The sequence below is a fragment of the Parabacteroides sp. AF18-52 genome, from assembly GCF_003479145.1.
GTDB classification, from domain to species: domain Bacteria; phylum Bacteroidota; class Bacteroidia; order Bacteroidales; family Tannerellaceae; genus Parabacteroides; species Parabacteroides faecis.
This window is the reverse complement of sequence record NZ_QUGR01000005.1, coordinates 262,964-287,456: the sequence shown is the minus strand read 5'-3', so window position 1 is coordinate 287,456 and position 24,493 is coordinate 262,964. Positions and strand designations below refer to the sequence as shown.

General features: G+C 36.8%; 16 protein-coding genes. 13 read left to right on the top strand and 3 right to left on the bottom strand.

Annotation, left to right across the window (positions count from 1 at the left end):
- Positions 1-40: 40 nt before the first annotated feature.
- A complete protein-coding gene (locus DWX23_RS11340; protein WP_122374557.1) occupies positions 41-1,036 on the bottom strand; it encodes a gliding motility protein GldB in 996 nt (331 codons plus the stop codon).
- A 207-nt stretch (positions 1,037-1,243) separates the two neighbouring features.
- On the opposite strand from DWX23_RS11340, the gene DWX23_RS11335 reads away from it, so the two are divergent.
- The 11 genes from DWX23_RS11335 (at position 1,244) to DWX23_RS11280 (ending at position 18,027) form a co-directional block, all read left to right on the top strand.
- Complete coding sequence (locus DWX23_RS11335; RefSeq protein ID WP_122374556.1) at positions 1,244-2,566, top strand: MATE family efflux transporter; 1,323 nt, start codon at positions 1,244-1,246, stop codon at positions 2,564-2,566.
- A gap of 694 nt (positions 2,567-3,260) precedes the next feature.
- Positions 3,261-6,461, top strand: a complete 3,201-nt coding sequence (locus tag DWX23_RS11325; protein WP_122374554.1) for a TonB-dependent receptor — start codon at positions 3,261-3,263, stop codon at positions 6,459-6,461.
- A 57-nt stretch (positions 6,462-6,518) separates the two neighbouring features.
- Positions 6,519-8,453: a RagB/SusD family nutrient uptake outer membrane protein gene (locus DWX23_RS11320; RefSeq protein WP_122374553.1), complete on the top strand. Its 1,935-nt coding sequence runs from the start codon at positions 6,519-6,521 to the stop codon at positions 8,451-8,453.
- A gap of 36 nt (positions 8,454-8,489) precedes the next feature.
- Complete coding sequence (locus DWX23_RS11315; RefSeq protein WP_122374617.1) at positions 8,490-9,680, top strand: DUF5000 domain-containing lipoprotein; 1,191 nt, start codon at positions 8,490-8,492, stop codon at positions 9,678-9,680.
- Positions 9,681-9,698: 18 nt separating this feature from the next.
- Entirely contained in the window at positions 9,699-10,856 is a 1,158-nt protein-coding gene (locus tag DWX23_RS11310; protein ID WP_122374552.1) for a DUF4998 domain-containing protein, read from the top strand.
- A 158-nt stretch (positions 10,857-11,014) separates the two neighbouring features.
- Complete coding sequence (locus DWX23_RS24795) at positions 11,015-11,386, top strand: hypothetical protein (RefSeq protein WP_147382535.1); 372 nt, start codon at positions 11,015-11,017, stop codon at positions 11,384-11,386.
- A gap of 344 nt (positions 11,387-11,730) precedes the next feature.
- On the top strand, positions 11,731-12,675 hold the full coding sequence (locus DWX23_RS11305; RefSeq protein ID WP_122374551.1) for a hypothetical protein: 945 nt from the start codon (positions 11,731-11,733) through the stop codon (positions 12,673-12,675).
- Between the two features lie 900 nt (positions 12,676-13,575).
- Positions 13,576-13,872: a hypothetical protein gene (locus DWX23_RS11295; protein WP_122374549.1), complete on the top strand. Its 297-nt coding sequence runs from the start codon at positions 13,576-13,578 to the stop codon at positions 13,870-13,872.
- The gene (locus DWX23_RS11290) at positions 13,872-14,222 is read left to right on the top strand and encodes a hypothetical protein (protein WP_122374548.1); all 351 of its coding nucleotides are present in this window, start codon (positions 13,872-13,874) and stop codon (positions 14,220-14,222) included. Before DWX23_RS11295 ends, DWX23_RS11290 begins: the two co-directional genes overlap by 1 nt.
- A gap of 567 nt (positions 14,223-14,789) precedes the next feature.
- Positions 14,790-16,082, top strand: coding sequence for an O-antigen ligase family protein (locus DWX23_RS11285; protein WP_158607069.1), 1,293 nt, complete (start codon positions 14,790-14,792; stop codon positions 16,080-16,082).
- Positions 16,063-18,027 carry a discoidin domain-containing protein gene (locus DWX23_RS11280; protein ID WP_122374546.1) on the top strand — a complete coding sequence of 655 codons (1,965 nt, stop codon included), beginning with the start codon at positions 16,063-16,065 and terminating at the stop codon, positions 18,025-18,027. The genes DWX23_RS11285 and DWX23_RS11280 overlap by 20 nt, the downstream gene beginning before the upstream one ends.
- Before the next feature lie 7 nt (positions 18,028-18,034).
- On the opposite strand, the gene DWX23_RS11275 is transcribed toward DWX23_RS11280, so the two are convergent.
- Positions 18,035-19,159 (bottom strand): DNA polymerase III subunit delta, encoded by a 1,125-nt coding sequence (locus DWX23_RS11275; protein WP_122354108.1) that lies wholly within the window; start codon positions 19,157-19,159, stop codon positions 18,035-18,037.
- 76 nt (positions 19,160-19,235) lie between these two features.
- Positions 19,236-19,823, bottom strand: a complete 588-nt coding sequence (locus DWX23_RS11270) for an RNA polymerase sigma-70 factor (RefSeq protein WP_122374545.1) — start codon at positions 19,821-19,823, stop codon at positions 19,236-19,238.
- Positions 19,824-19,931: 108 nt separating this feature from the next.
- On the opposite strand from DWX23_RS11270, the gene DWX23_RS11265 reads away from it, so the two are divergent.
- Together DWX23_RS11265 and DWX23_RS11260 are read left to right on the top strand one after the other, a co-directional pair.
- Complete coding sequence (locus DWX23_RS11265; RefSeq protein ID WP_122374544.1) at positions 19,932-20,933, top strand: FecR family protein; 1,002 nt, start codon at positions 19,932-19,934, stop codon at positions 20,931-20,933.
- A gap of 317 nt (positions 20,934-21,250) precedes the next feature.
- Positions 21,251-24,490 carry a TonB-dependent receptor gene (locus DWX23_RS11260; RefSeq protein WP_233587579.1) on the top strand — a complete coding sequence of 1,080 codons (3,240 nt, stop codon included), beginning with the start codon at positions 21,251-21,253 and terminating at the stop codon, positions 24,488-24,490.
- The last annotated feature ends 3 nt before the right edge of the window (positions 24,491-24,493 follow it).

The window sequence follows — 24,493 nt, the reverse complement described above, 5'->3', positions numbered from 1 at the left end:
ATCCGTCTTGTTCGTGAGAATAGGGCGGTTTTTTTATGTCTTATGGTTTATATTTGGATAGAGTCAGTATATCCTGTGCATTTTCGTTTTTCATCAGTGCTTCGGGGGTTGCATTGGTTTCATTCATATACTTCAGAATGATTTGCAGTCCTACCCAGCTTCCGATATTGCCGGGAGCATCGCTTGCCAGGAATTGTGCGGGCATATCTTCAAAATATTTTGTAGTAGCCATCTGATCCGGTGTGTACAAATGTTTACGTTCGACAATCGCTTTCCAAAGATTTGCTTCATTGTTTTTGCACCATTCCCATGCTTCGTCCGTGTAACCGAACAATTGGGCGGGAGACATATCCGGTAAGGCAGATAAAACCAGATATTTGATCTTACCTTCATAGACCATCCGGTCGAGTAGTACATTCTCTTTGCCGGTGAAAGGATATTCGGACATCAGCCAACCTGCGACATAATCGGGAACTATATGTGACGGTTGCATTTTGCGAAGTTGATAATCATAGAAAAAATCCTGGTATAGCGGATAATCCTGCCCCATATATTTATCGATGGAAATAGACAATAGGCTATCTCCGACCAGCACATTCTGATTTAAACCGGAAACGTGCATATATAAAGCCGGAATCTGCATTGCCGGAAATTTTTCATGTACCCAGGCAAATGCATTACCAAGTGATTGTTCCATCTCTGTTACCGATTCGTATTTTGCAATAGCATCCGCATAGAGCTTTTTCAGGGTCGGCTCCGAATAAAAGTTTTCCAACTTGGTGAAAAAGCCGGGCAGATCCGGTGACTGCATATTCAGAATACCTTTCCCCAGAATCTCTGTCATTTGAGGATATTGATTTAATAACTGCTGATTGAGCGTGGTATCATCGGAACAAATCAGTTCATACAACGCTTTATCAAACCGGTTAACAGGCATCGGAGTCGCATCCATGATATTGTTTGCGTTCGTATTTTGTCCGTTACAACTACAAAAGCAGACGGTCATAAGGAATGTCAGGAATATTTTGAAATTCATCGTTCTATCTTTATGTTATATATTTACTTTTTTCTCTGTCATTTTAATACGTTAAAAAATATTACCCGCGGGGGTGTTTTCATTTACCCGGTATATTAATCCGATTTATCCGGCATAGTAATGACAAATTGATAAACGGATATTTATCCGTTATATTGTGTGGAAAACTTCTTATTACTACCTTTGCAGCCCTTTTGAATATCCTTTATGCAATTTACGAATAAACAAATCTGGCAGATTACCTATCCTGTACTTATCAGTTTGCTGATGGAGCACATGATCGGGTTGACCGACACGGCTTATTTGGGTCGGGTAGGAGAGGTTGAATTAGGTGCATCGGCATTGGCCGGTGTGTATTACCTGGTTATTTATATGTTGGGGTTCGGCTTCAGTGTCGGAGCACAGGTTCTGATTGCCCGGCGTAACGGTGCTCACGATTATACACGGATCGGTCCGGTCTTTATGCAGGGGACACTTTTTCTGTTGCTACTTGCGGCGGTTTTATTTACCGCATCTCATTTATATTCTCCGTTGATCCTTCGGAAACTGATTGGTTCGGACGATGTGTATCGGGCTACCATGAGTTATGTCGACTGGCGTGTGTATGGCTTTTTCTTCTCTTTTATTGCCGTCATGTTCAGGGCGTTTTATGTGGGTATCACCAAGACAAAGATATTGACTGCCAACTCAGTCGTGATGGTATTGACCAATGTTGTTCTGAATTATATCCTGATATTCGGTAAGTTCGGTTTTCCTGCATTGGGAATTGCCGGTGCGGCGATTGCTTCCTCTATTTCAGAGGCGGTGTCGGTCCTGTTTTTTATTATTTATACCTGGAAGAAGATCGATTATAAGAAATATGCGATGTTCAGTTTTGTGGGGATCGATTTCAGGATGCTCAAACAAATATTGAATGTGTCTGTCTGGATTATGGTACAGCATGGCATTGCATTCGTGGGGTGGTTTATCTTCTTTGTGGTGATGGAGCATCAGGGAGAACGTCCGTTGGCTGTTACGAATGTGGTGAGGAGTATTTCTTCTTTTCTTTTTATGTTTGTGAATGCGTTTGCTTCCACATCCAGCTCTTTGGTCAGTAACCTGATCGGTTCCGGTAAATCGGATCAGGTCCTGGGATTATGCGGACGTATGATACGGCTTTGTTATTTCTTCGTGCTGCCGTTAGCTATATTGATCGCCTTGTTCCCGGATTTGGTTTTGCGCATCTATACGGATAATCCGGACCTGATACAGAGTTCGACTCCTTCTCTTTGGGTGATGCTTTCTTCTTATATATTGGCCGTTCCTGCTTTTATCTACTTTTTTAGTGTGTCGGGAACCGGGAATACACAGTCGGCACTGATGATAGATATGGCTAGCATCTTTGTGTATGTGGCTTATACATTTCTGGTCGGTATTTGGTTGCATGCCGATGTCGCTGTTTGCTGGACAACCGAACATGTTTATAACGGGATGTTGCTGATTTCGTTCTTTTATCTCTGGAAGGGAAATTGGAGGAACAAGAGGCTATAAGTTTATCCTGAACAAAACATATATGTTTTGAATTTAAAAGTCCCTTATTTTGAAATCAAAAGTCCTTTATTTAAAACTCAAAAGTCAGGTCTTAACATTTCAAAGGATAGATATTTTATCCAAAGCCTACTGATAGATGGTCCGGTGCTTATCCAACTAACTTTAACATCCCCCTTGTTCCCCTCTCCGGGCATGGAAAAGTTATTCTTGCATTATAAAAGAAAGGCTCATCTCTTTATAATGTAAGCTATTTGCGGATATAACCGGAATTTCCTATTGCCATATTTTTTCGCATTTTCATATTTGTTGTTTAAAGGTATCCTCAGTTCTAGTGGAACTATGTTAATTTAATCCGGATTGTTAATTGTTACAAATATCCGTATTAAATAAAAATCACAAGTTACAAAAATGATATTTAATATAATAAAACTGGCACTATCCTTAATTATGTTCCAAAAATTATCCTGAAAACAATTACTTGATCAACTGAATCTTTATGTGTTAATGATGTGTAAAATGATTAATGTATTGAAATACAATGAATAGTCTCTTCCTGTGTTTGTGCTATTAACCATAGTTCCACTAGAACTAAGAGTCAGTAACATTAATATAATTGCTTATGAAGACATAAAATGAACCTATTTAATTGTATCAATAATTAACATATTTAATTGTTAAACTTAATATCAATATAATGAATAAATCTATATACAGTAATATAAAAGGAAAAGCTGTATCCCTAACTATTCTATGTGCTTTTAGCTATACAACATCTTTCGCATCGGTTAATATAGGAGTAGATAGGGGCAAATCGGCTTCAAGTGGGATAATACCGAATCAAAGTCAGACAACCTTTAATTTAAAAGGAAAAGTAATAGATGATATGGGAGAGCCTCTTCCCGGTGCAAATATAGTTCTTGTAGGTGGTACGAGAGGTGTTGCCACAGATATCGACGGATCGTTTGTGATCAGTGTTTCGATTGGTGAAAAACTAACTGTTTCTTATTTGGGTATGGAAGATCAGATTATAACGGTCAAGGATAAGAAAGATCTTATAATCACGATGAGACCTAAAACAGATGAACTGGAGGAAGTGACCGTTGTCGCTTTTGCCAAACAAAAGAAAGAAAGTGTTATCGGATCTATTACTATTTTGAATCCATCGGAACTAAAAGTTCCTTCCAGTAACCTGACTACAGCAATGGCCGGTCGTTTGGCCGGTGTGATTGCCTATCAACGAAGTGGTGAACCGGGAAAAGATAATGCCGAGTTCTTTATTCGTGGTGTGACTACTTTCGGTTATAAAAAAGATCCTCTTATTCTTGTTGATAATAATGAAGTTACCACAACGGAATTATCTCGTATTCAACCGGATGATATTGCCTCATTCTCTATTATGAAGGATGCCACAGCAACTGCCCTTTACGGTTCTCGTGGTGCGAATGGCGTTATCTTGGTTACGACGAAAGAAGGAGCGGAAGGGGCTGCACAGGTTAGTATCCGATTGGAAGGTTCTATGTCACAGCCAACGAAAATGGTGGAATTAGCCGATCCGATAACTTATATGCGCCTTCATAATGAAGCCGTATTGACACGTAACCCGATGGGAGCACTACCTTATTCGCAACAGAAGATAGATAATACGATTGCCGGTGTGAATCCGTACGCTTATCCGGCTACGGACTGGTATAACGAACTGTTCAAGAAAAATACGTTCAACTACCGTGCCAACTTTAACGTAAGTGGTGGTGGTAAAGTAGCTCGCTATTACATTGCCGGTAGTTATATTTCGGATAAGGGTGTATTGAATGTCGATAAAAAGAGTAGTTTCAATAATAATATCAACCTGAAACGATATATGCTTCGTGCCAATGTAAATATCAATGTTACTAAAACAACAGAAGCAGTCGTTCGTTTGAGTGGCGCATTTGATGACTATACCGGACCGATAGATGGGGGCGATCAACTGTTCGCTAAAGTAATGCGTACTAACCCCGTTTTATTCGCTCCTTCTTATCCTGCAGATAAAGCCAATCAATATACCAAACATATATTATTCGGTAATGCAGATAAGGGACAGTACAACAACCCATACGCGGATATGCTGAAAGGATATAAAGATACGCAGACATCTCAGATGGCAGCTCAGTTCGAAGTGAAGCAGAATCTGGATTTTATCACGGAAGGGTTGTCTCTTCGTGCTATGTTTAATACGAACCGATATGGCTATTTTGATGTCTCTCGTCAATATATACCATTCTTTTATAGGATAGGCTCATATAATAAGTTGGAAGATACCTATATTTTAGCACCTCTTAACGAACAGGATGGGCGGGAAACATTAGATTTTGTTCCCGGTAATAAAGTTGTTAGTTCTACAACTTATTTTGAAACAGCAGCTAACTGGAGTCAAACTTATAATGAAAAGCATGCTGTCGGTGCTATGTTGGTTTTCACACTTCGTCAATCCCTGACTTCCGACGCCAATACATTACAACTTTCATTACCTTCACGCAATGTGAACTTTGCCGGTCGTGCTACTTATGCTTATGATTCGCGTTACTTCCTTGAAGCAAACTTTGGTTATAACGGTTCCGAACGTTTTGCAAAAAAAGAACGTTTTGGTTTCTTCCCTTCAATGGGACTTGGTTGGCTTGTTTCTAGTGAAGCGTTCTGGAATGACGATCTGAAGAAAACGATTAATAAATTGAAACTGAAAGTTACTCACGGATTATCCGGTAACGATGCGATTGGTAGACCTGAAGACCGCTTTTTCTATATCTCGGAAGTAAATATGAATAGCGATGGTAAGCAATCGTCGTTCGGTACCTACGGGAATTTTGGAGGACGTACGTTGAATGGTGTTTCGATTTCTCGTTATCCGAACGAAGATATAACCTGGGAGACTGCCCGGAAAACAAACATGGGTGTAGAGTTAGGATTGTTTGATAAGTTGGAATTGCAAGCAGATTATTTTATGGAATCTCGTTGGAATATTCTAATGTCACGTGCTTCTATTCCTACTACTATGGGACTTCAGGCCGATGTAATGGCTAATGTGGGAAAAGCTAAAAGTAGTGGTATCGATCTGTCGTTGAACTATAACCACATGATCAATAATGATGCCTGGTTGACGGGGATGGCCAATTTCACTTATGCGACCAGTGAGTTTACAGCCTATGAAGAACCGGATTACAGTGATACCCCCTGGAAATCTAAACTGGGGACTTCCCTAAATCAGAATTTCGGTTATGTAGCTGAACGTTTGTTTGCAGATGAAGAAGATATCCGCAATTCGCCGACTCAGTTTGGTAATTATATGGCCGGTGATATCAAATATAAAGATATCAATAACGATGGTAAGATTACCGAATTGGATATGGTACCGATGGGATATCCGACCAGTCCGGAAATTGTGTATGGTTTCGGTCTATCCGGAGGATATAAACAATGGGATTTGTCTTTCTTCTTTCAGGGATTGGCTCGTGAATCATTCTGGATCGACACATCAACGGATAACGGAACTCTACCTTTCCTCAACGGACAGAATGCTTTGTTAAAAGCGTATGCAGATGATCACTGGTCTGAAGATAATCGAAATCTGTATGCTTTGTGGCCACGTTTATCTTATGAAGCTGTAGAGAATAATCAGAAACCATCTACCTGGTTTATGCGCAATGGTTCATTCTTGCGTTTGAAATCATTGGAGTTTGGATATACTGTTCCGACTAATGTGGTTAAAAAAGCCTTTGTAAAGAACCTTCGTATCTATTTCAGTGGTACGAATCTGCTAACATTCAGTCCTTTCAAATTGTGGGATCCTGAAATGGGTGGAAATGGTTTGGGCTATCCGGTTCAGCGTGTATTCAATTTGGGAGCTCAGATTTCCTTCTAATGAGAGTAGTAACGAGTTTTGTCTTATTTGATTCTATTAATCAATAAATTAGTTTACATGAAAGCATTCTATAAAATATTAATGTTTACAACATTACTACAGGTATTTACCTCGTGTGACGGTTATTTGGATTTAGTTCCGGATAACGTAGCAACGGTTGAGTCGGCTTTTACAAATCGAGCTGCTGCCGAAAAGTTTTTATATACTTGTTACAGTTATCGTCCGCAGTGGGGGGATTTATTTAATGATCCGGCTATTAACGGGGGAGACGAGACATGGCAGTTTTATTCGACAACACTTAATGAACCAACTTATACAGCCTCTTATTTGCAACGTGGTTTTCAAAAACTGGATGATCCTTATCTGAATTTTTGGGATGGTTTGCAAGGTGGTAAAGGGTTATTTGTAGGTATCCGTGATTGTAACATCTTTCTTGAAAATATTGAAAATACAGTTGATCTGGATTCATACGAGCGTGATCGTTGGATCGCTGAAGTGAAATTTCTAAAGGCATATTATCATTATTATCTGTTGAAATGTTATGGTCCTATACCTATTATAAATGAAAACCTTCCGGTTTCTGCTTCACCTGAGCAAGTTGCGGTTTATCGTGATAAAGTAGATGATGTGGTGGCTTATGTGAATGATCTGATTTTGGAAGCATTGCCCGATCTTCCTGATTATAAAGACATGGTTATAAGTCTTGAAGGTGGTCGTGTCGATAAGCAGATTGCTTTGGCTGTTCGTGCAGAGATGTTAGTTATGGCAGCCAGTCCTTTGTTTAATGGCAATACGGAAATGGCGGGATTGGTAGATAATCGCGGAACAGTTTTATTTAATCAGACTTATGATCCTGAAAAATGGAAAATTGCAGCAGATGCTTGTAAAGAAGCGATAGAATCCTGTCATAGCGCCGGTAAGAAACTTTATACGGAAATTGAGCCGATCACATTGACTCAAGACCCTGTATTCCAGTTACAGACCATGTTACGTCAGGTCGTTTGCGAGCGTTGGAATTGTGAGTTGATATGGGGAGGAACAAACAGTCAATGTAATGACCGTTCTAATCATTCGACCCCTCGTGTTTTACGTGTTAATTCAGAAGTGATCAATACAATCAATGGTCAATGGGCTCCGACGATTAAAACAGTGGAAAGTTTTTATACATCCAATGGGGTTCCTATGAACGAAGATAAGGAATGGAATAAAGAATCTTGGTACGCTAAGCGTTATGAATTGCGTCCCGAACCTTCTTCCGGAGATGAGAAATATTTAGTCAAAGAAGGGCAGCGTACTTGTTATATGCATTATAACCGTGAACCTCGTTTCTATGCCAGTATAAGTTTTGATCAAGGAATCTATTACGGAAATGGAAAAACAGAGTTCGAGTCATGTAATTATACCAATTTCTTAAATTTGGGTTGGTCCGGTTTTCAGGGTGGTAGTTCTTACTCTATAACCGGATATTCTCCGAAAAAAATGGCTAGCTATAAAAACGGTATTACAGCCAATAATATTTCAGCACCAGAGTTTTATCCTTTCCCTGTTATTCGTTTGGCTGATCTTTATTTACTCTATGCAGAAGCATTGAATGAGTATTCCGGTCCTTCGGCAGAAGTATACGAATACATAGATCGGGTTCGTGAACGTGCCGGATTGGATGGTGTAGTAGAGTCATGGAGTAAATATTCTACCGATCCGTCTAAACCAACAACGAAAGATGGTTTGCGTAGTATCATTCACGGTGAAAGAACGATTGAGTTTGCGTTTGAATCCAAACGTTACTGGGATGTACGTCGTTGGAAAGAGATCGACACTTACAATACTCAACCTCAGGGATGGAATATTATGGGTGAGACACCTGAAGACTTTTATAAATTGCAGAATGTGGCCGAGGTTCCTGTAAAAGTAACGGTGAAAGATTATTTTATGCCTATCCGGGAAACGAATATTATTACTAATAAGAATCTTATACAAAATTACGGATGGTAACGAATTTTATATCTAATACATTATAATAAGATGAATATGAAAAATAAGATTATACTGTCTGTTATGACACTGGGTTTGATCACCTGGTCATGCAGTGAGTCACCTGTTGGACAACAACCTCTAGATTCTATAGCTCCTGGAGCTGTATCGAATGTGAGTGTGAAAAATATTCCCGGAGGGGCTATTCTTAGTTATACTTTGCCGGATGATGAGGATTTACTTTATGTAAAAGCACTTTATGATTTGAAAGAAGGTGTCGCTGAGGCTAAAAGTTCTCTTTATAATGATACGATTAAGGTAGTAGGTTTTGGCGATACTGAACCACGTGAAGTCTCGCTTATTGCAGTGGATCGGAGTCGTAACGAATCTGCCCCTGTAAAGGTAACAGTAAACCCCGAAGAACCTCCAGTGTTAACTATCGGTAAAACACTTGATTTAGTGCAAGATTTTGGTGGTGTACAAGGACAATGGACAAATGCCAACCGGGATGAAGTAACGGTTCATATTGTACGTAAAGATGAATACGGAGATTATCAACCTTTGGAAACATTTTATACGACGGTTGTAGAAGGTAGTGGTGCTACTCGTGGTTTGGATACTATTCCAATGGATTTCGGAATCTATGTAAAGGACCGTTGGGGAAATGTCAGTCCGACGCTTTATAAAGAGCTGACGCCTATGTTTGAAACGTCATTTGATAAGAATAAATGGGCCGATGCCAAATTGCCGAACGATATTGGTGATACGCAGGGATGGGTAATGTCTCGTATATGGGATAATGTTTATGGTTCTGGTGATAATGGTTTTAGTTCGCCTGGAGGAACTGGGGTTTGGCCTCAATCGATTACGATTGATTTGGGTACAGTTGGTAAGATTAGCCGCATATTACTTTACCAACGTGGTTCGTACTACATTTTTGGTGCAGGAAATCTTAGGGAGTTTGAAGTATATGGTACTACAGAACTGGATCCTTCGGGTAACTGGGATAGTTGGACTTTATTAGGTTCTTTTGAATCTATAAAACCGTCAGGTCTTCCATTACCGGAGCATAATGCAGAAGATGATGATGTAGCTCTTGTATCTGGAGAGAATTTCATTATGCCGTTGGATGTCCCACCTGTTCGTTGGATTCGTATCAAGGTTACCAGAACTTGGGCTGGTGGTGATAACTTCCAGATTGGAGAATTGTTTGTGTTTGGAGACAACAGATCCGAATTATATCAATAATTATAAAAAGAATAGTTTATGAAATTCAATAAAATATATTTTGTATTACTGATGCTGTTGGTGGTTGCCAGCCAGTCGTGTTCGGATATGAATGAGCTTACTGACAAGTATCTTGACGAAGGGGAGATTACTTATGCAGCGAAAGTAGATAGCGTGGGTGTCCGGGCTGGTGAGAACCGGATTCAATTAGATGTTTATGTAAAAGCTCAACGTGTAGAAAATTTGCGCGTTTATTGGAATAATTATGAAGATTCTGTCGATGTGGAGATCGGAGGAAAGACTGGTGTTTTTCCTATTATGCTCGATGGTATGCCAGAAAGTGGATATCTGTTCCAGTTAGTCAGCTTTGATAAGTTTGGTAATCGTTCGTTAGAGTTTGAAGCTACCGGATCGTCTTATGGAGAGAGCTATAAGAACAGTCTTTCTAATCGAACTTATACTACCGAATTTACCCATTATGATGTGGAAGGCGATTCGATGGTGATCTATTGGGGAGGAACAGTTAGAGGTGCGGTTGGCATGGAGTTACAATATACTGATACTTCCGACAAAACGGTTCGCATGGAAGTTCCGGCTGATGCTACTACGACAACTCTGTATAACTTGAAGGGAAATATAAGTTACAACTCACGCTTCTTACCAGAGGAGAATGCTATAGATACTTTTATTTCTACTTCTAAAAGTATACCGGTTTATTATGAACGTCCGATAGACAAATCGAATTGGAAGATTGTCGGTTTCAGTTCAGCTTCGGCTTCCCCTGAATGGCCGGCAACGAATGCCATCGATGGTGATATTAATACTCCTTGGCATACGGAGCATAACCCAACGGCTCCTTTCCCTCATTATTTTATTGTAGATATGGGAGAAGTAGTCGATATATCGAGTTTTGAAGTATATCGCCGTATGGATGATTCAGGTGGTGCTCAACCGACACATCAGATATTCTATGCTGAATCGTTGGCTGATCCGACAGATGCAGATGATGCAGGCTGGATGAATTATGGCATTTACAATTTGGATAATGTAGTCGATATCCCTCAATTTTCAAGGGCGACTAATGTTGTTAAAGCACGCTATTTCATGTATTATGTCGCTTCAAATTCTCGTTCATCGTATGCTTATATTGGTGAAATAGGAGCTTATTCTCCGGCAGGTGATGGCTTGATTCATTAGGTATTTATTACCCTTTTCATTTGCTAATCCGGTGTCAATAGTAATACTTTAATCACTATTAGCACCGGATTTGTTTATAATAACCGGTTTGCAGAATATATGAGATATTCTTTGATTAAAGAAATATGTGATATGAACTATAAACTTAGTTTAACCTTATGGATAATATATTGAAAAACAAATTACGTGAACGGGTATTGTGGTTTTGGGGATTCTTCGGTTCCAAAAGAGACAAGGTGGCATATATAAGTACAGAAGAATGGCCTTATATAGAGCGTTGGACAAACTATATTTTTGATGATTTTCTTGTGCGATTAAGTAAGCATTATCCAAATCTTTCTCATAATGATTTGAGAATATGTTGTTTAATAAAACTAAAAGTAGATCGTTTGCATATTGCTTCATTAATGGGAATATCGCCATCCTCTGTATCTACCTGCAAGTTTAGAATTAAGAAGAAAATTGATGCAGGGAATGTTAATAAAATACTTAATCACATGTCTTTGGAGTCATATTTGTTGACTTTTTAGTTGATAGCGTTATAAAAAGATAAGGATATGTTATAGATGGAAATAGTAAATCTAATTCTTTCAGTATTATTGTTTGCTAATATATTGGTCTATTAGATATTTATTCTTCATTGTCTATGTTTTTCTTTTTTGTTGTATGACTAATAATTTGATTAATAGTGTTCTATGGTGTAATGATGTGACGACTTTGTCTATCGATGAAATGTTATAATTAGATTTTTTTATTGTTTATTTGTAATGAAAAAAATGGTGATTTGATGTGTGTTGATTTTTGAAAATAAATTTACTTTAAATGAATGATGTTTATAGAGTATTCTTATTGTTTTAATTTTAATTGATTCAAAATGAAAAAAAACTATTTATTATTAAGTGCTGTTTTATTACTATTTTCTTGTAGTAATGCTATTTTACCAGATGAGGAATCGGCTGTCTCTGATTTATTAGCCCAGCCAAAGACTTGGCAGAAACAGTTAGAATATGCCCAAAAGAACAATGATCTAAAAACAAAAACAAGTTTTCAGGGGATTAGTTTTCAGGGGTATACGTACAAGGGTAAAATTGATAGAGAAGTCGATATTCCTGTAATAATTGAAGAATTACTTTCAGATAATTCGGCAATTGTTCAGTATACAGATTTAAATTTTTCAAATTTTGAGATTATTCCGATAGGGATGGTAAGGCAATCTGTGAAAACATTAAGTAGCGAAGATCCATTTTCATATCTCAAATCCCAACTACAAACTTCTATTATGATAGGAATGGAATTATTAGAGTTAGAATGGACTTACAAGGGAGATACTTTTTATTCCACAGCAATAGTCTCGAATGAACATGGTGGTCTTATTTATGATAATATAGGAATTTATATTATTGAAAAAAGCTCTAAATTAGAGCAAAAAGATAAAGAGATAGAATTGAATGTACCATTTGTTAAAACGAAATCTGAATCTGAAGGTCCTGTAGTACGGCAGTTTAGCCAGTCAGATTCGGGACGTAATTATTATGGTCAGACGGTTTTTTCATATAGCATTAGCTGTAATTCATATTTTAATGCAGGGGTCTTATATGATCGAAAATTAAGATCAAGTCATGATTCTGCTTTTGGATGGTCCTGTAGTGCTGATGTAAGAACAATTAGTGGTCAGATCAATATTTCAACATATCATGAATTTGCTTGGGCATATGCTTATGGTGCAGCTTGTTCAGTATCGATTGGATGGAATGGAAATGGTTTTAAGATATCTGGAGGAGGGACTGGGTCAACTGGAACGACAGTTCACAGACAATAATGAAATCTGGTGGTCAATAGTAACTGACGTAATATTGATTATAGGGTTTGTAAATTATATACTCTTACTGGATATGGTTATTTTTTGATGATTAGAGAGTTGTGGTTGAACTAATGGCAATGATTGCGTTAGACGTTGTGCAGAGCAAAGAAAAGCAGCGGATATGATAACTTATTGTGCAACAGCTTTTAATATTGCAACATGCTTAGCAATTGCAGGAGCTAGTGTTACTACCTGGTGGGGTGCTGAATTTGGAATAGCAGCTGCTAGAGATTATGCACATGACAGTTATGATGTTTGTGTGAGGGGTTGCTAAATGTATAAATATGATGAAAATGAATAAGTATATAAATCTGATTTTTTCATTGTTATTAGTTGTTTATATGTTTGTTAGTTATATAATTACAGATGGTAGGCAGTTGTTATATGGTAGTGATAGGTTTATGACATATCTTCCTCCTATTTTAATGGTAATTACACTATATATAGCTATTGTTCATGGAAAACAAATACTTATAATGTATAAAAGTAAACAGATATATAAAGCTATATATGTGTTAATTATGACATTGATTCTGTTATCCTTATTTATATATACAGTATTACTTTATTATAGTATATAATTGTTGATTATACCGAATAAAAATAGTTTCATGAAAATAATTTACTATATATTGTTTGTAACAGAAAGATGAAAGATCAAATTAAATATTTGAATTTGTTATTATTTATTATTGCAATATTTGGAAGTATATTTTTTATTCCAAGTTTTTTGTTGATAGATATTATGTAATTCAATATGATTGGATACGAATGAATTGTCAAGATTGCCTTCAATTTTGTAAACGAAATGGTTATTGGAATCAAACTGGATGTCCGTTAAACTAAAATTTATATAAAATGAAAGGATTTGATATATGTATTAATGATGAAAATGTTAAAGCTGGGCTTGAAGCAGGGGTGGTGGCAATTAATATTGATGTCTATAATCGAATATCTGTTTGTGGTGTAGACTATAGTAATTTTGCATCTGTTAATTGGATTCAGTCAAAACTTAACCCTGAGGATAAGATAAAAGTAACAGTTTTAGATATTGAAGAGAATTCACCATTTAGTGTTGATATGATTGATAGACAAGAACTTCTCAAAGAGTATAAGATGTTGAAACAGGATTTAGAAAAGGAAGGATTGCTGTAATGAAAGGAATTGAAATATTGTTAGGCAAAGAGATAATAGATATTGCATTAGGACATGATATTAGTATAAATGTTTGTATCTATAATAGATATGGTAAATGTTATATACAAGTATCTGGACTTGACCAAGATATGATCTCATACTGTTGGCTTGAATCTGAACTAGAATTGAATGATGTAATTAAGTTAGAGGTTAAAGAAATAAATAAAAGTTCAGACCTTAAAGAAAAGAGGAAAATTTTTTCCAAAACTATCCTTGCTGGTAAAGAAGATATTAAAAAAATTAATAAGGAACGTTTGGAACGTTTTCTAGTACTTGAAAAAATTTTGAAAGATGAAAATATATTATAATATATATCAAGTTAGTTGCGATAAATAATGTATATGAGATTTGTAGTATGATAATATTTGTTTTATTTTGGATGTTTAAATCTTTGTTAGTGATTGAGATGAATAGTGAAATTTGTGTAATTTTCCATTTGTATTAAAGTGTTTATAAATAAATATTTTGTTGGAATTAATAAAAAAGATATAGTTTTAAATATAACTATCGCTTTTGTTCTATTTTGTATAATGTTTTTATCATTTAAAGGATTTGTTGAGGTCAATATACTCCCGAAGTGGTATGCTTTTGTAGCTGGGGGTATAGTCTGCTTCTTGATAACTTTGTTTGTGATAAAAGAAATAATTATATCTCTTGACAAAATAGTTATAATGACTATTGTCTTTATATACTATTTACTCATTCATACGTGTTTAATTTCGTTAGAACAAAACAGAATATATGTATTATCAGTTATTGTTTTTATTCTATTTTATCTTTCTTTTAAGCAACTTCCTATAGGTTCTCATCAAAGTATAAATTTTATCATACTTTGTGTATGTTTTATTCAAGCTTGTTTTGGTCTGATACAATGTATGGAGGTGTTTTATATTTATGGCTCATTTAATCTAGTTGGTAGTTTTGATAATCCTGCAGGTTTTTCTGCTTGTCTTTCTACCGGGATTCCATTCTGCTTGTCTGTGGTAAGTAAGAAAGGAGAGAAGCATTATATTGAACTATTTCTTTTAACTATTATTGTTATATCTATAATTTTATCTGGTTCAAGAACTGGAGTTATAACAGTATTTGCCATTTTTGTTGTATACTTTAAGGATGAATATTGTAGTATTTTAGTGAATCGTAAAAAACTTATTTTACCACTATTTCTTATATTATTTATTATAATAATGGGACTATTAATTTTGAAAATAGATTCTGTTATAGGAAGGTTTTTTATATGGAAAAATTCTTATATTATGATACTTAATAAACCTATATTTGGATATGGTACAGGTGGATTTATGAGTAACTATATGTTGTATCAAGCTGATTATTTTCAAAAAAACTCTAATACTCTATACTCAATGTTGGCAGATAATGTTATTCATCCATTCAATGAATATTTGTTTTTAACTATAGAATACGGTATTATAGGATTAATATTAGTAATTTTAATATTGTTAGTTATAATAAAATCTTCGAGACGAATAACTATATCACATATATGTTTGCTCTCAGTTGGAATATTTGCTTGTTTTTCCTATCCGTTACGTTATCCGTTTGTTCTAGTTCTTTTAGCATATAGTTTAGCTAATATTAAAACAAAAGAGGTTTTTAGTATTTCTATTAATGTTTTAGGTAAAGTTGTTAGCATTATGTTGATTGGTATTATTAGCGTTGTTTTGGTAAATGATATACGATTTGAAAGACTTTGGGGAAATTTAGTACAAAAAAATAAATTTAGGAATAAGGAGTTATTACTTAATAGTTATGAGAAATTATATTTTGAATGGAATGGGGATCCTGCGTTTCTTTATAACTACGGGGCAATATTAAATAGAGTGGAAAGTTATGAAATAAGTAATATTATATTAAATAAGTGTACTCATTATTGGAATGATTATGATGTACAGCTTTTATTAGCAGACTGTTATCTGCAGAAAGAAAAATTTGAAAAGGCAGAGGAATGTTTTGTATTGGCTTCAAATATGTGTCCGAATCGTTTTATTCCTTTATATCAGTTAGTGCATTTGTATGATCGGATTGGTCAAAAGGAAAAGGCGTATAATCTTGCTGAAAAGATTATCCATAAAAAAGTGAAGATATCTTCTTTTAAAGTTCAAAGAATAAAAAACGAAATGATAGAATATGTTCAAAAAGGACTCTAAAGCATTATTTATTAGTTTTTTACTAATAACTGTATTTATCTCGTGTCATTCAATTGATAAATTGGATCAGACTTTATCTCTGGCAGAAGAGAATAGATCTGAGTTGGAGAAAGTACTTAAGTATTATAAAAATGATCCTAATCCTTTGAAGTTGAAAGCTGCTATTTTTCTTATTGAGAATATGCCGGGACATCGTTCTTATATAGGGGATGAGATAGAAAATTATTATAAAGAGCTGGAATCAATTATAAATACAGATACGACTGTTGATGTCAAGAATGAGGAAATAAAAAAAATCGCTCGTAACTACTCGAAAGTCTCTTTTCAGGAAGAAGAAGATATAAAGATAGTTACTGCTGATTATCTTATACGTAATATTGATCAGGCTTTTGATTTGTGGGGAAATGGACGGCTCGTTAAGCAAGTTGATTTTGAACAGTTTTGTGAATTGATACTACCCTATAAGTGTTTTGAATATCAGCAATTGGATGCATGGCGGGATACTTTATCTGTGCGGTTTGATAAAAAATTAAAATCTAAACTGGGTTATGATCAATCTGATAACTCTTCCTATTTTGTTGCTTCCCAAATAAATGTGGATATAAATGCTTCATTTTCGGGAACAAAAGAAGCTGAAACTAAAAAGCCTGTAGGATTACCTTTTTTGAATTCATCAATTTATAAAGTCGCTTATGAAGATTGTTTTGGATCTGCTTTGTTGGCAACAATGGTAATGAGAAGCCATGGACTTCCTGTTACTATGGATTATATTCCCCAATGGGGAGGAAAGGAGGGAGCACATGCATGGTATACGCTTTTAAGCGATAATGGAAATTATTTGCCATTCAGTTTTGGTCTTAGTTCCAATCCAGGGGATCTATTTTTTCCATATGAATCTATTCCAAAGGTATATAGAATTACTTATACAGCTAATGAGAGGGTTGTTTGCTATTTGAATGAAGCAACCTATAAACATCCTTTTTTCGAAGTTTTTGAAAAGGATGTTACAAATGAATATGTACAAACGAGTAATTTATCTGTCCAATTAGTAAAAACTCATTTAAAAGATAAATATGTCTATTTAGCTGTTTTTGATAATCGGTCATGGAATGTTGTGGATTTGGGTGTTTGTAAAGGTGGTGGGGGTGAATTTCAAAATGTAGGTAGGAATATTATCTATTTGGTATTAGGGTATAATGGAAGTACTTTAGTTCCGGTTTCTTATCCGTTTCTCGTCGAAAAAAATGGAGACCTAAAATACTTTATTGCGGATACAGCAAGTAGAAGAAATATTTGTTTATGTCGTAAGTATCCTAAAAGTGTAGCTCTGGCAGATATTGAATATAGAATGGTGGGAGGTGAGATCCAGGCTTCTAATGATAAAGATTTTGGTCAGTATCAGCTGTTATACAAAATAAAAGATTTTGCTTATCCTGACTTGATAAAACTGAATCCTGATCAAGAATATCGTTATTGGCGTTATCTTTCGGAAAAGAACAGTTATTGTAATATTGCAGAGTTACAGTTTTTTGAAAAAGATAAGGATAGCATCGCTTCAGGTAAAATTATTGGAACGGATAAGATATATCAGAACAATCCGGATATGGTCAGGGAGAAGGCTTTTGATGGAGATTATTTGACATTTTTTCATGCAGAACAACCGGATAGTGCATGGATTGGGTTAGATATGGGGAAAGCTGTTACAATAGATCGTGTACGTTGTTTGCCAAGAAGTGATGATAATGCGGTACATTACGGAGACGTTTATGAATTGCAATATTGGGATCGGACAGGATGGAAGTCTTTAGGAATAAAGAAAGCAAAAGATAAATATTTATGTTTTGACTTTGTTCCGGATAATGTTCTATTACTGTTGAGTAATCGAACAAGAGGAAAACAAGAACGTATTTTTACTTTTGAAAATGGACGGCAGATATGGTGGTAAGTTTTATTTACCGCTTTATCAAAACTGTCAATCGTAACGACAAGTCAAAGAAAACCATTTTAGCATTTACATTCTGTGTTATATGGCGTTCTGCTTTAGCCAGTTCTTCCATTATATCGAATACATTCCGTTCGTTGACGAAAGGGGCAAACTTGACGGCAAAACCAGCTTCGTCCATATTCATATAATTCAAATCTGGAGACTGAAAACGATACATAAAGTTTTCGCGTATCAAATGCTGGCAATATTGGAGGAAGTTCTTTTGCCGTTCCCGTCCGATACCGGCCAGAATATCTCCCATTGCTTTCATTCCTTTTACATTTCGTGCCCAGGAATTACGCATCATCGTTTTAAACTGTTCCAGATAGAAACTGTTCTCTTCGCTGAGGCTGATCGCTTCTACTGCCTTCAGGTAATTGCCGTTGGCCAGATGGGCAACATGTTTGGCATCGTCGGCTGCCAAACCGAATTGCATCATCATAGCTGTTGTTATCGCTTCGGGATGGATGGAACGGACATTAATCCGTTGTGCCCGTGAGAGAATTGTTCCCAATACCTGGTCGGGTATTTCCGAGACCATCAGGATAACTGTATTTAAAGGAGGTTCCTCGATAACTTTCAGAAGTTTGTTAGCACAGGTCGGATGTAGTTTTTCGGGTAACCAGACCAATAAGATACGGTAAGTCGCTTCATATATTTTCAAGTTCAGTTTACGGATAATCTCGTCGCTTTCCTTTGAATAGATGATAGCCTGTGAGTTACCGGCATCTATATAATCGAGCCAGCCGTCTATATTGAAATAGGGACGGTCTTTCAGGAACCCGCGCCACTCGGTCAGATAATCGTCGCACACTTCTTTTTTCTTTTCTTTCTTGGCAACGATAGGAAAGACAAAATGTAAATCCGGATGTGCCAGTTCATTGTATTTCAGGCAGGACGGACATGTCCCGCAAGCATCAGTCTCTGTCCGGTGAGTACAATTCAGGTAACGGGCATATGCCAAAGCCAGAGGAAAAGCTCCTGCACCTCCCTGTTCTGTAAATAGCTGGGCATGTGGAACAACACCTGTTTGTGCTGAATGGATAAGTTGTTTCTTTATTTCTTCCTGACCGATTATATTTTTGAAATACATGAATGCTCCTTTTGTATTGTTAGAACAAAGGTACGAATAATCGGGAAAAATAAGAATATATCGGTATGATATAGCTTCAGACCAAATGAATAAAGTATAGAAGAGGTAGATAATCCTTTAATTCTTTGCGTAAAATCTTTAGAGCCTGCTGGATTCGGTAGTCTATAGTTTTACTGGAAACTCCTGCCTGTTCAGCTATCTCCTTGTAGTTCATATGCTGGAACCGGTGCATGACGAATGCCTGCCGGTAGCTGTCCGGTAGTTTGTTAATAGCTTTTTTGAGCAATTCTCTTAGTTCGGTAATCTGGTAGTAATCGGTGTCCTGTAACATTTCCTGCATTTGCTCAAAGAAAATGGTATCAGCTTTGTTTTTTGCCTGTAGACTGGCTATTTTATTGATGGCTCTATTATATATAATCTTGAATAGATATTGGCTGAGTGACTTTTCGATAACCAGCTCTTTGCGGGATTCCCATAACCAGAACAGAACATCCTGAACGATCTCTTCTGAATCTTCTAAGGAAATAAACTTGTGGCAATAAGCACACAGCATTGGGTAATATTTCCGGAATAAGAAGGTATATGCTTCCCTGTCCGATTGACGTAAAGCTGACAAAAGAAGATTATCATTCTGGTATTGCTCTTTATATATACTCCCTTTCATATGTTTTTCTTATCTAAGAGCAAATATCATAATTTTTTTTTGAAAAAAGTCAATTTCTGTTTAGGAACTCATCTGATTTCACCTGTCATAATAATAAAAGGAGATTAAATGAGCGAGAATAATATAAATATTGTAGAGGAGTTACTTCCCCGCTATTGTGACGGAAATGTTTCAGCAGAGGAGAAAGAGAAAGTTGAAATCTGGATTCGTCAATCTGAAGAACATTATAAAATTGCTCAGCAGATACAACTGATATACCTGGCTTCGGATACTATTGCTATCATGGATCAGGTAAATACAGATAATGCTTTGGATAAAGTCGACGGGCGTATCCGAAGAAGTCAGCTGAAGACGTTGTTTATGTGGGGACAGAGGGTTGCTGCGATATTATTCATTCCGTTGTTGGCAGCTTATCTGTTGGAAGTTCTTATTCCTGAAAAGCGGGATATCCGTATGTTGGAAGTCCGGACAAATCCGGGAATGACAACCAGCCTGACATTACCGGACGGCACAAAGGTGAATCTAAATTCCGAGTCGTCGCTGGTATATCCGGCAACGTTCGATGGGGATTTCCGTTCGGTTCGGTTGGAAGGTGAGGCTTTCTTTGAAGTTGTAAAAAATCCGGAAAAACGGTTTGTTGTAACGACTCCTCACAATGCCAGGGTCGAAGTATTGGGAACTTCTTTTAATATGGAGGCTTTTAAGTGGGATTCTATTGTTTCGACCACATTGATCAGTGGTAAAGTCGCTTTTATTTCCAGGTCCGGACAGGTGAATATGAAGCCGGGGGAAAAGCTGGTTTATAATATACAAGCAGACCGGGCGAGCATATATCAGACAAATGGAGAAGCTGAAATATCCTGGAAGAATGGAATGATTATTTTCAGGAAAACCCCGTTTGAAGAGGCTTTACGTATGTTGACAAAAAGGTTTAATGTGGATTTTGTAGTGTCGAATAATAAATATGTAAAAGACTTTTATACCGGATCGTTTACCAATCATCGATTGGAACAGATATTAGACATATTCAATGCTTCTTCCGGAATTAAGTGGCGTTATATTCCGTCGGAAAATCAATTGGATAGGAAAAGTAAAGTAGAAATCTATTAAAAACAGAAGCGTATGGCAAACGGACCCCCTTGAAACAAAAACATTCGGATAAATATTGGCGTATTCATCCGAATGAAATGAACTAACTGAGAGAAACCTGTTTGGCGACAGGTTCGTTTCAAATCATTTTTTCCTTAAAAAAAGTACACAAAGTTATGCAAAAATTATCTATTACCCAATTTCTATGGGTGACAAAGTCACTCGGGTTAACCTTAAAAAAGATTCCATTGGTTATGAAACTGTTTTTTGTCTTTTTGATAAGTTCAATTAGCTTACTACATGCCTCTGGTAGCTATGCACAAACTGCCCGGATTAGTTTGGATACTAAAAATCAAACAGTGCAGGAAGTCTTGGAACAGATAGAAGCTAAAAGTAATTTTTCTTTCTTTTATAACAATCGTCATGTCGATTTGAATCGTAAAGTATCGGTATCTGTCGATGATGCTGATATATTTAAAATACTGGATACCGTTTTTTCCGGAACCAATGTCGGTTATTCAGTTGTGGAAAATCGAATTGTGTTGTCTGTAAAATCGTCAAATCCTGTTATTACCCAAAAAGGAAAGAAGATTACAGGGACGGTGGTCGATGCTGCGGGTATCCCTATTATTGGAGCAAATGTAATGGTCAAAGGAACGACCAATGGTGCTGTAACGGATATAGACGGACATTTTTCTTTAAATGTAGAAAAGGGAGACTTACTGGAGATCTCTTATATCGGCTATCTTTCATCTGAAATAAAGATTGGTAATGAACAGTCGTTGGCTGTTACATTAAAAGAAGATACCAAAACATTGGATGAAGTGGTAGTTGTCGGATATGGTACACAGAAAAAAGGAAACTTGACAGGATCTATCGCAACGGTTAAAAGCGAAGAAATGACCGTTGCTCCGGTTTCCAGTACTATAAATAGTTTAGGTGGTAGATTACCCGGATTAGTCTCTCAGCAGGCAAGCGGACAACCTGGGGCGGACCAGGCAACTATAAAAGTGCGTGGATTTGCGGATAATGCTATTTGGATCGTGGATGGAATAGAAACTGATTTTAACCGGGTCGATCCGAATCAGATCGAGTCTATCAGTATATTGAAAGATGGTTCCGCTTCAATTTATGGAGCTCGTGCCGGTAATGGTGTTATTTTGGTAACCACAAAGAGAGGTGTTGTCCAAAAGCCGACTATTGCTATTAATTCATCTATTACTTTTCAAGGTATTACTACTATGCCTAAACCTGTATCTTCGGGTGATTATGCTACTTTGAAACGGGAAGAGTGGCTTCAGTCCGGTAAACCGGAATCGACTGCTCCCTATACGGAAGAACAGATACAGAAGTTCTATGACGGTACGGATCCGCAGTATGTAAATACAGATTGGTATAACGAATTGATCAGAAACTGGTCTCCGTTGAACCAGCATAATATATCGGTACGCGGAGGTAGTGAGAAGATTAAATATTATGGTTTTTTGGGCTATTTAGGCCAGGAATCTATTTGGAAAAATAATGGTGGAGATTATAAGCGTTATAATTTACAGTCGAATATCGATGCCAACATCACAGATCAGCTATCGTTGCAGTTGGACTTGTCTTTCATAAAGTCTGATAATATGACGACAGTTCGTGGCCAGTCCGCAGGGGAAAATACGGTTTGGCAGGATTTTTGGAATACGTTGCCTATTTATCCGGCTCATTTGCCAGATCCGACGAGAATCTCTTATGCTGATGGAAAGGGAACAGGGGGTGCACATGTTACATCCAATACTGATTTATCCGGATATACCAAAGACGAAAAGCTTACTTTAACCGGTACAATCGCTTTAAAATATAATATTAAATGGGTAAAGGGACTCTCTGCTAAATTCTTTGTTAATTATTATGACGATATTAAATTCCAGAAGAGATTTAACAGACCATCTTCCTTTTATAGATATGATGTGGCGAGTGATACCTATATCAGTGCAGGAGGATTGGGAAATTCGGCCCAATTATCACAACGGGATGATCGGAGTAAGATGCTGACCAGGCAGTTCTCTGTTAATTATGATAATACGTTGGCGGAAGATCATACTTTGTCTGTTTTGGCTCTGTATGAAGCGATTGATTATTCGGGAAACTGGATGTCAGCAAGTAGAGAAGATATGCTGACTCCTTCCATTGAGGAATTATTTGTCGGTAATACCGAAACAATGAAAAATGACGGAGCCTCATCGGAGATGGGACGTAAGAGTTTTGTCGGAAGATTTAATTATTCCTATAAGAATAAATATTTGTTGGAAACAACATTAAGAGCGGATGCCTCGGCTAAGTTTGCTCCCGGACACAGATGGGGCTTTTTCCCGAGTGCTTCATTAGGGTGGAGAATCACAGAGGAATCCTTTATGGAAAATGCTAAATCTGTATTGGATGACTTAAAGGTTAGGGCAAGTTACGGACGTTCAGGTAATGATGCTGTGGGTAACTTCCAGTATCTATCCGGTTATAAGCTGAATGGATATTATCTGTTGGGAGATAAAAGTATGTCCGGTATTGTGACAACAGGCTTGGCTAATCCTATTTTGTCCTGGGAAAAATTTGAAATATGGAATGTCGGTCTGAATTATTCATTCCTGAATCAGTTGATTTATGGAGAAGGGGATGTTTTCTACCGGAAGAGATCAGGTATCCCGGCTAAACGCTCTATGAGTTTGTCTCCTACATTTGGTGCTAGTTTTCCTGATGAGAATCTTAATAGTATGACAGATAGAGGTTTTGAATTTATTGTCGGTAGTTCAAAAAACTTTAAAGATTTCAGCTATAACATCAGCGGTAATATTTCGTGGTCCAGAGCAAAATGGGATCATTATGAAGAGCAGATGTATACAGATCCTGACCAGAAAAGGATAAATCAGAAGTCCGGACAATGGATAGACAGACAATTTGGATATGTATCGGACGGATTGTTTACTTCTCAGGAAGAAATTGATAATTTGGGTTTTGATCAGGATAATAAGCAAAATGCATCTTTACGGCCGGGAGATATTCGCTATGTAGATGTAAACGGCGATAAAGTGTTGGACTGGAAAGACCAGGTTGAGATAGGTAAAGGAACGATGCCTCATTGGATGTATGGACTGAATGTCGATCTGAAATATAAAGATTTTGATTTTGCGGCTCTTTTCCAGGGTGCTTTCGGATATAACAGCAATATCACATTATGGCATAATACATTAACATTCCCACAGGAGCTGTATGATCTTCGTTGGTGTGAACAAAATAATGTATCTGATGCTCTTTATCCTCGTTTAGGTGGTGCTGCTACCAATGGTTATACATCTGATTATTTTTATAAAAAAGCAGGTTATTTACGTCTGAAATCGTTGGCTATCGGATATAATTTGCCCAAAGAGCTTTGTACGAAATTATTTATAAAGCAATGCAGAGTCTATTTTGCAGGTACCAATTTGTTGACATTCGATAAGTTAAGAAAATATCATATTGACCCGGAGGCCCCTTCCGGACAAGGCGGATATTATTATCCTCAACAAAAAACTCTTTCTGTAGGTGTTAATTTGTCATTCTAATAA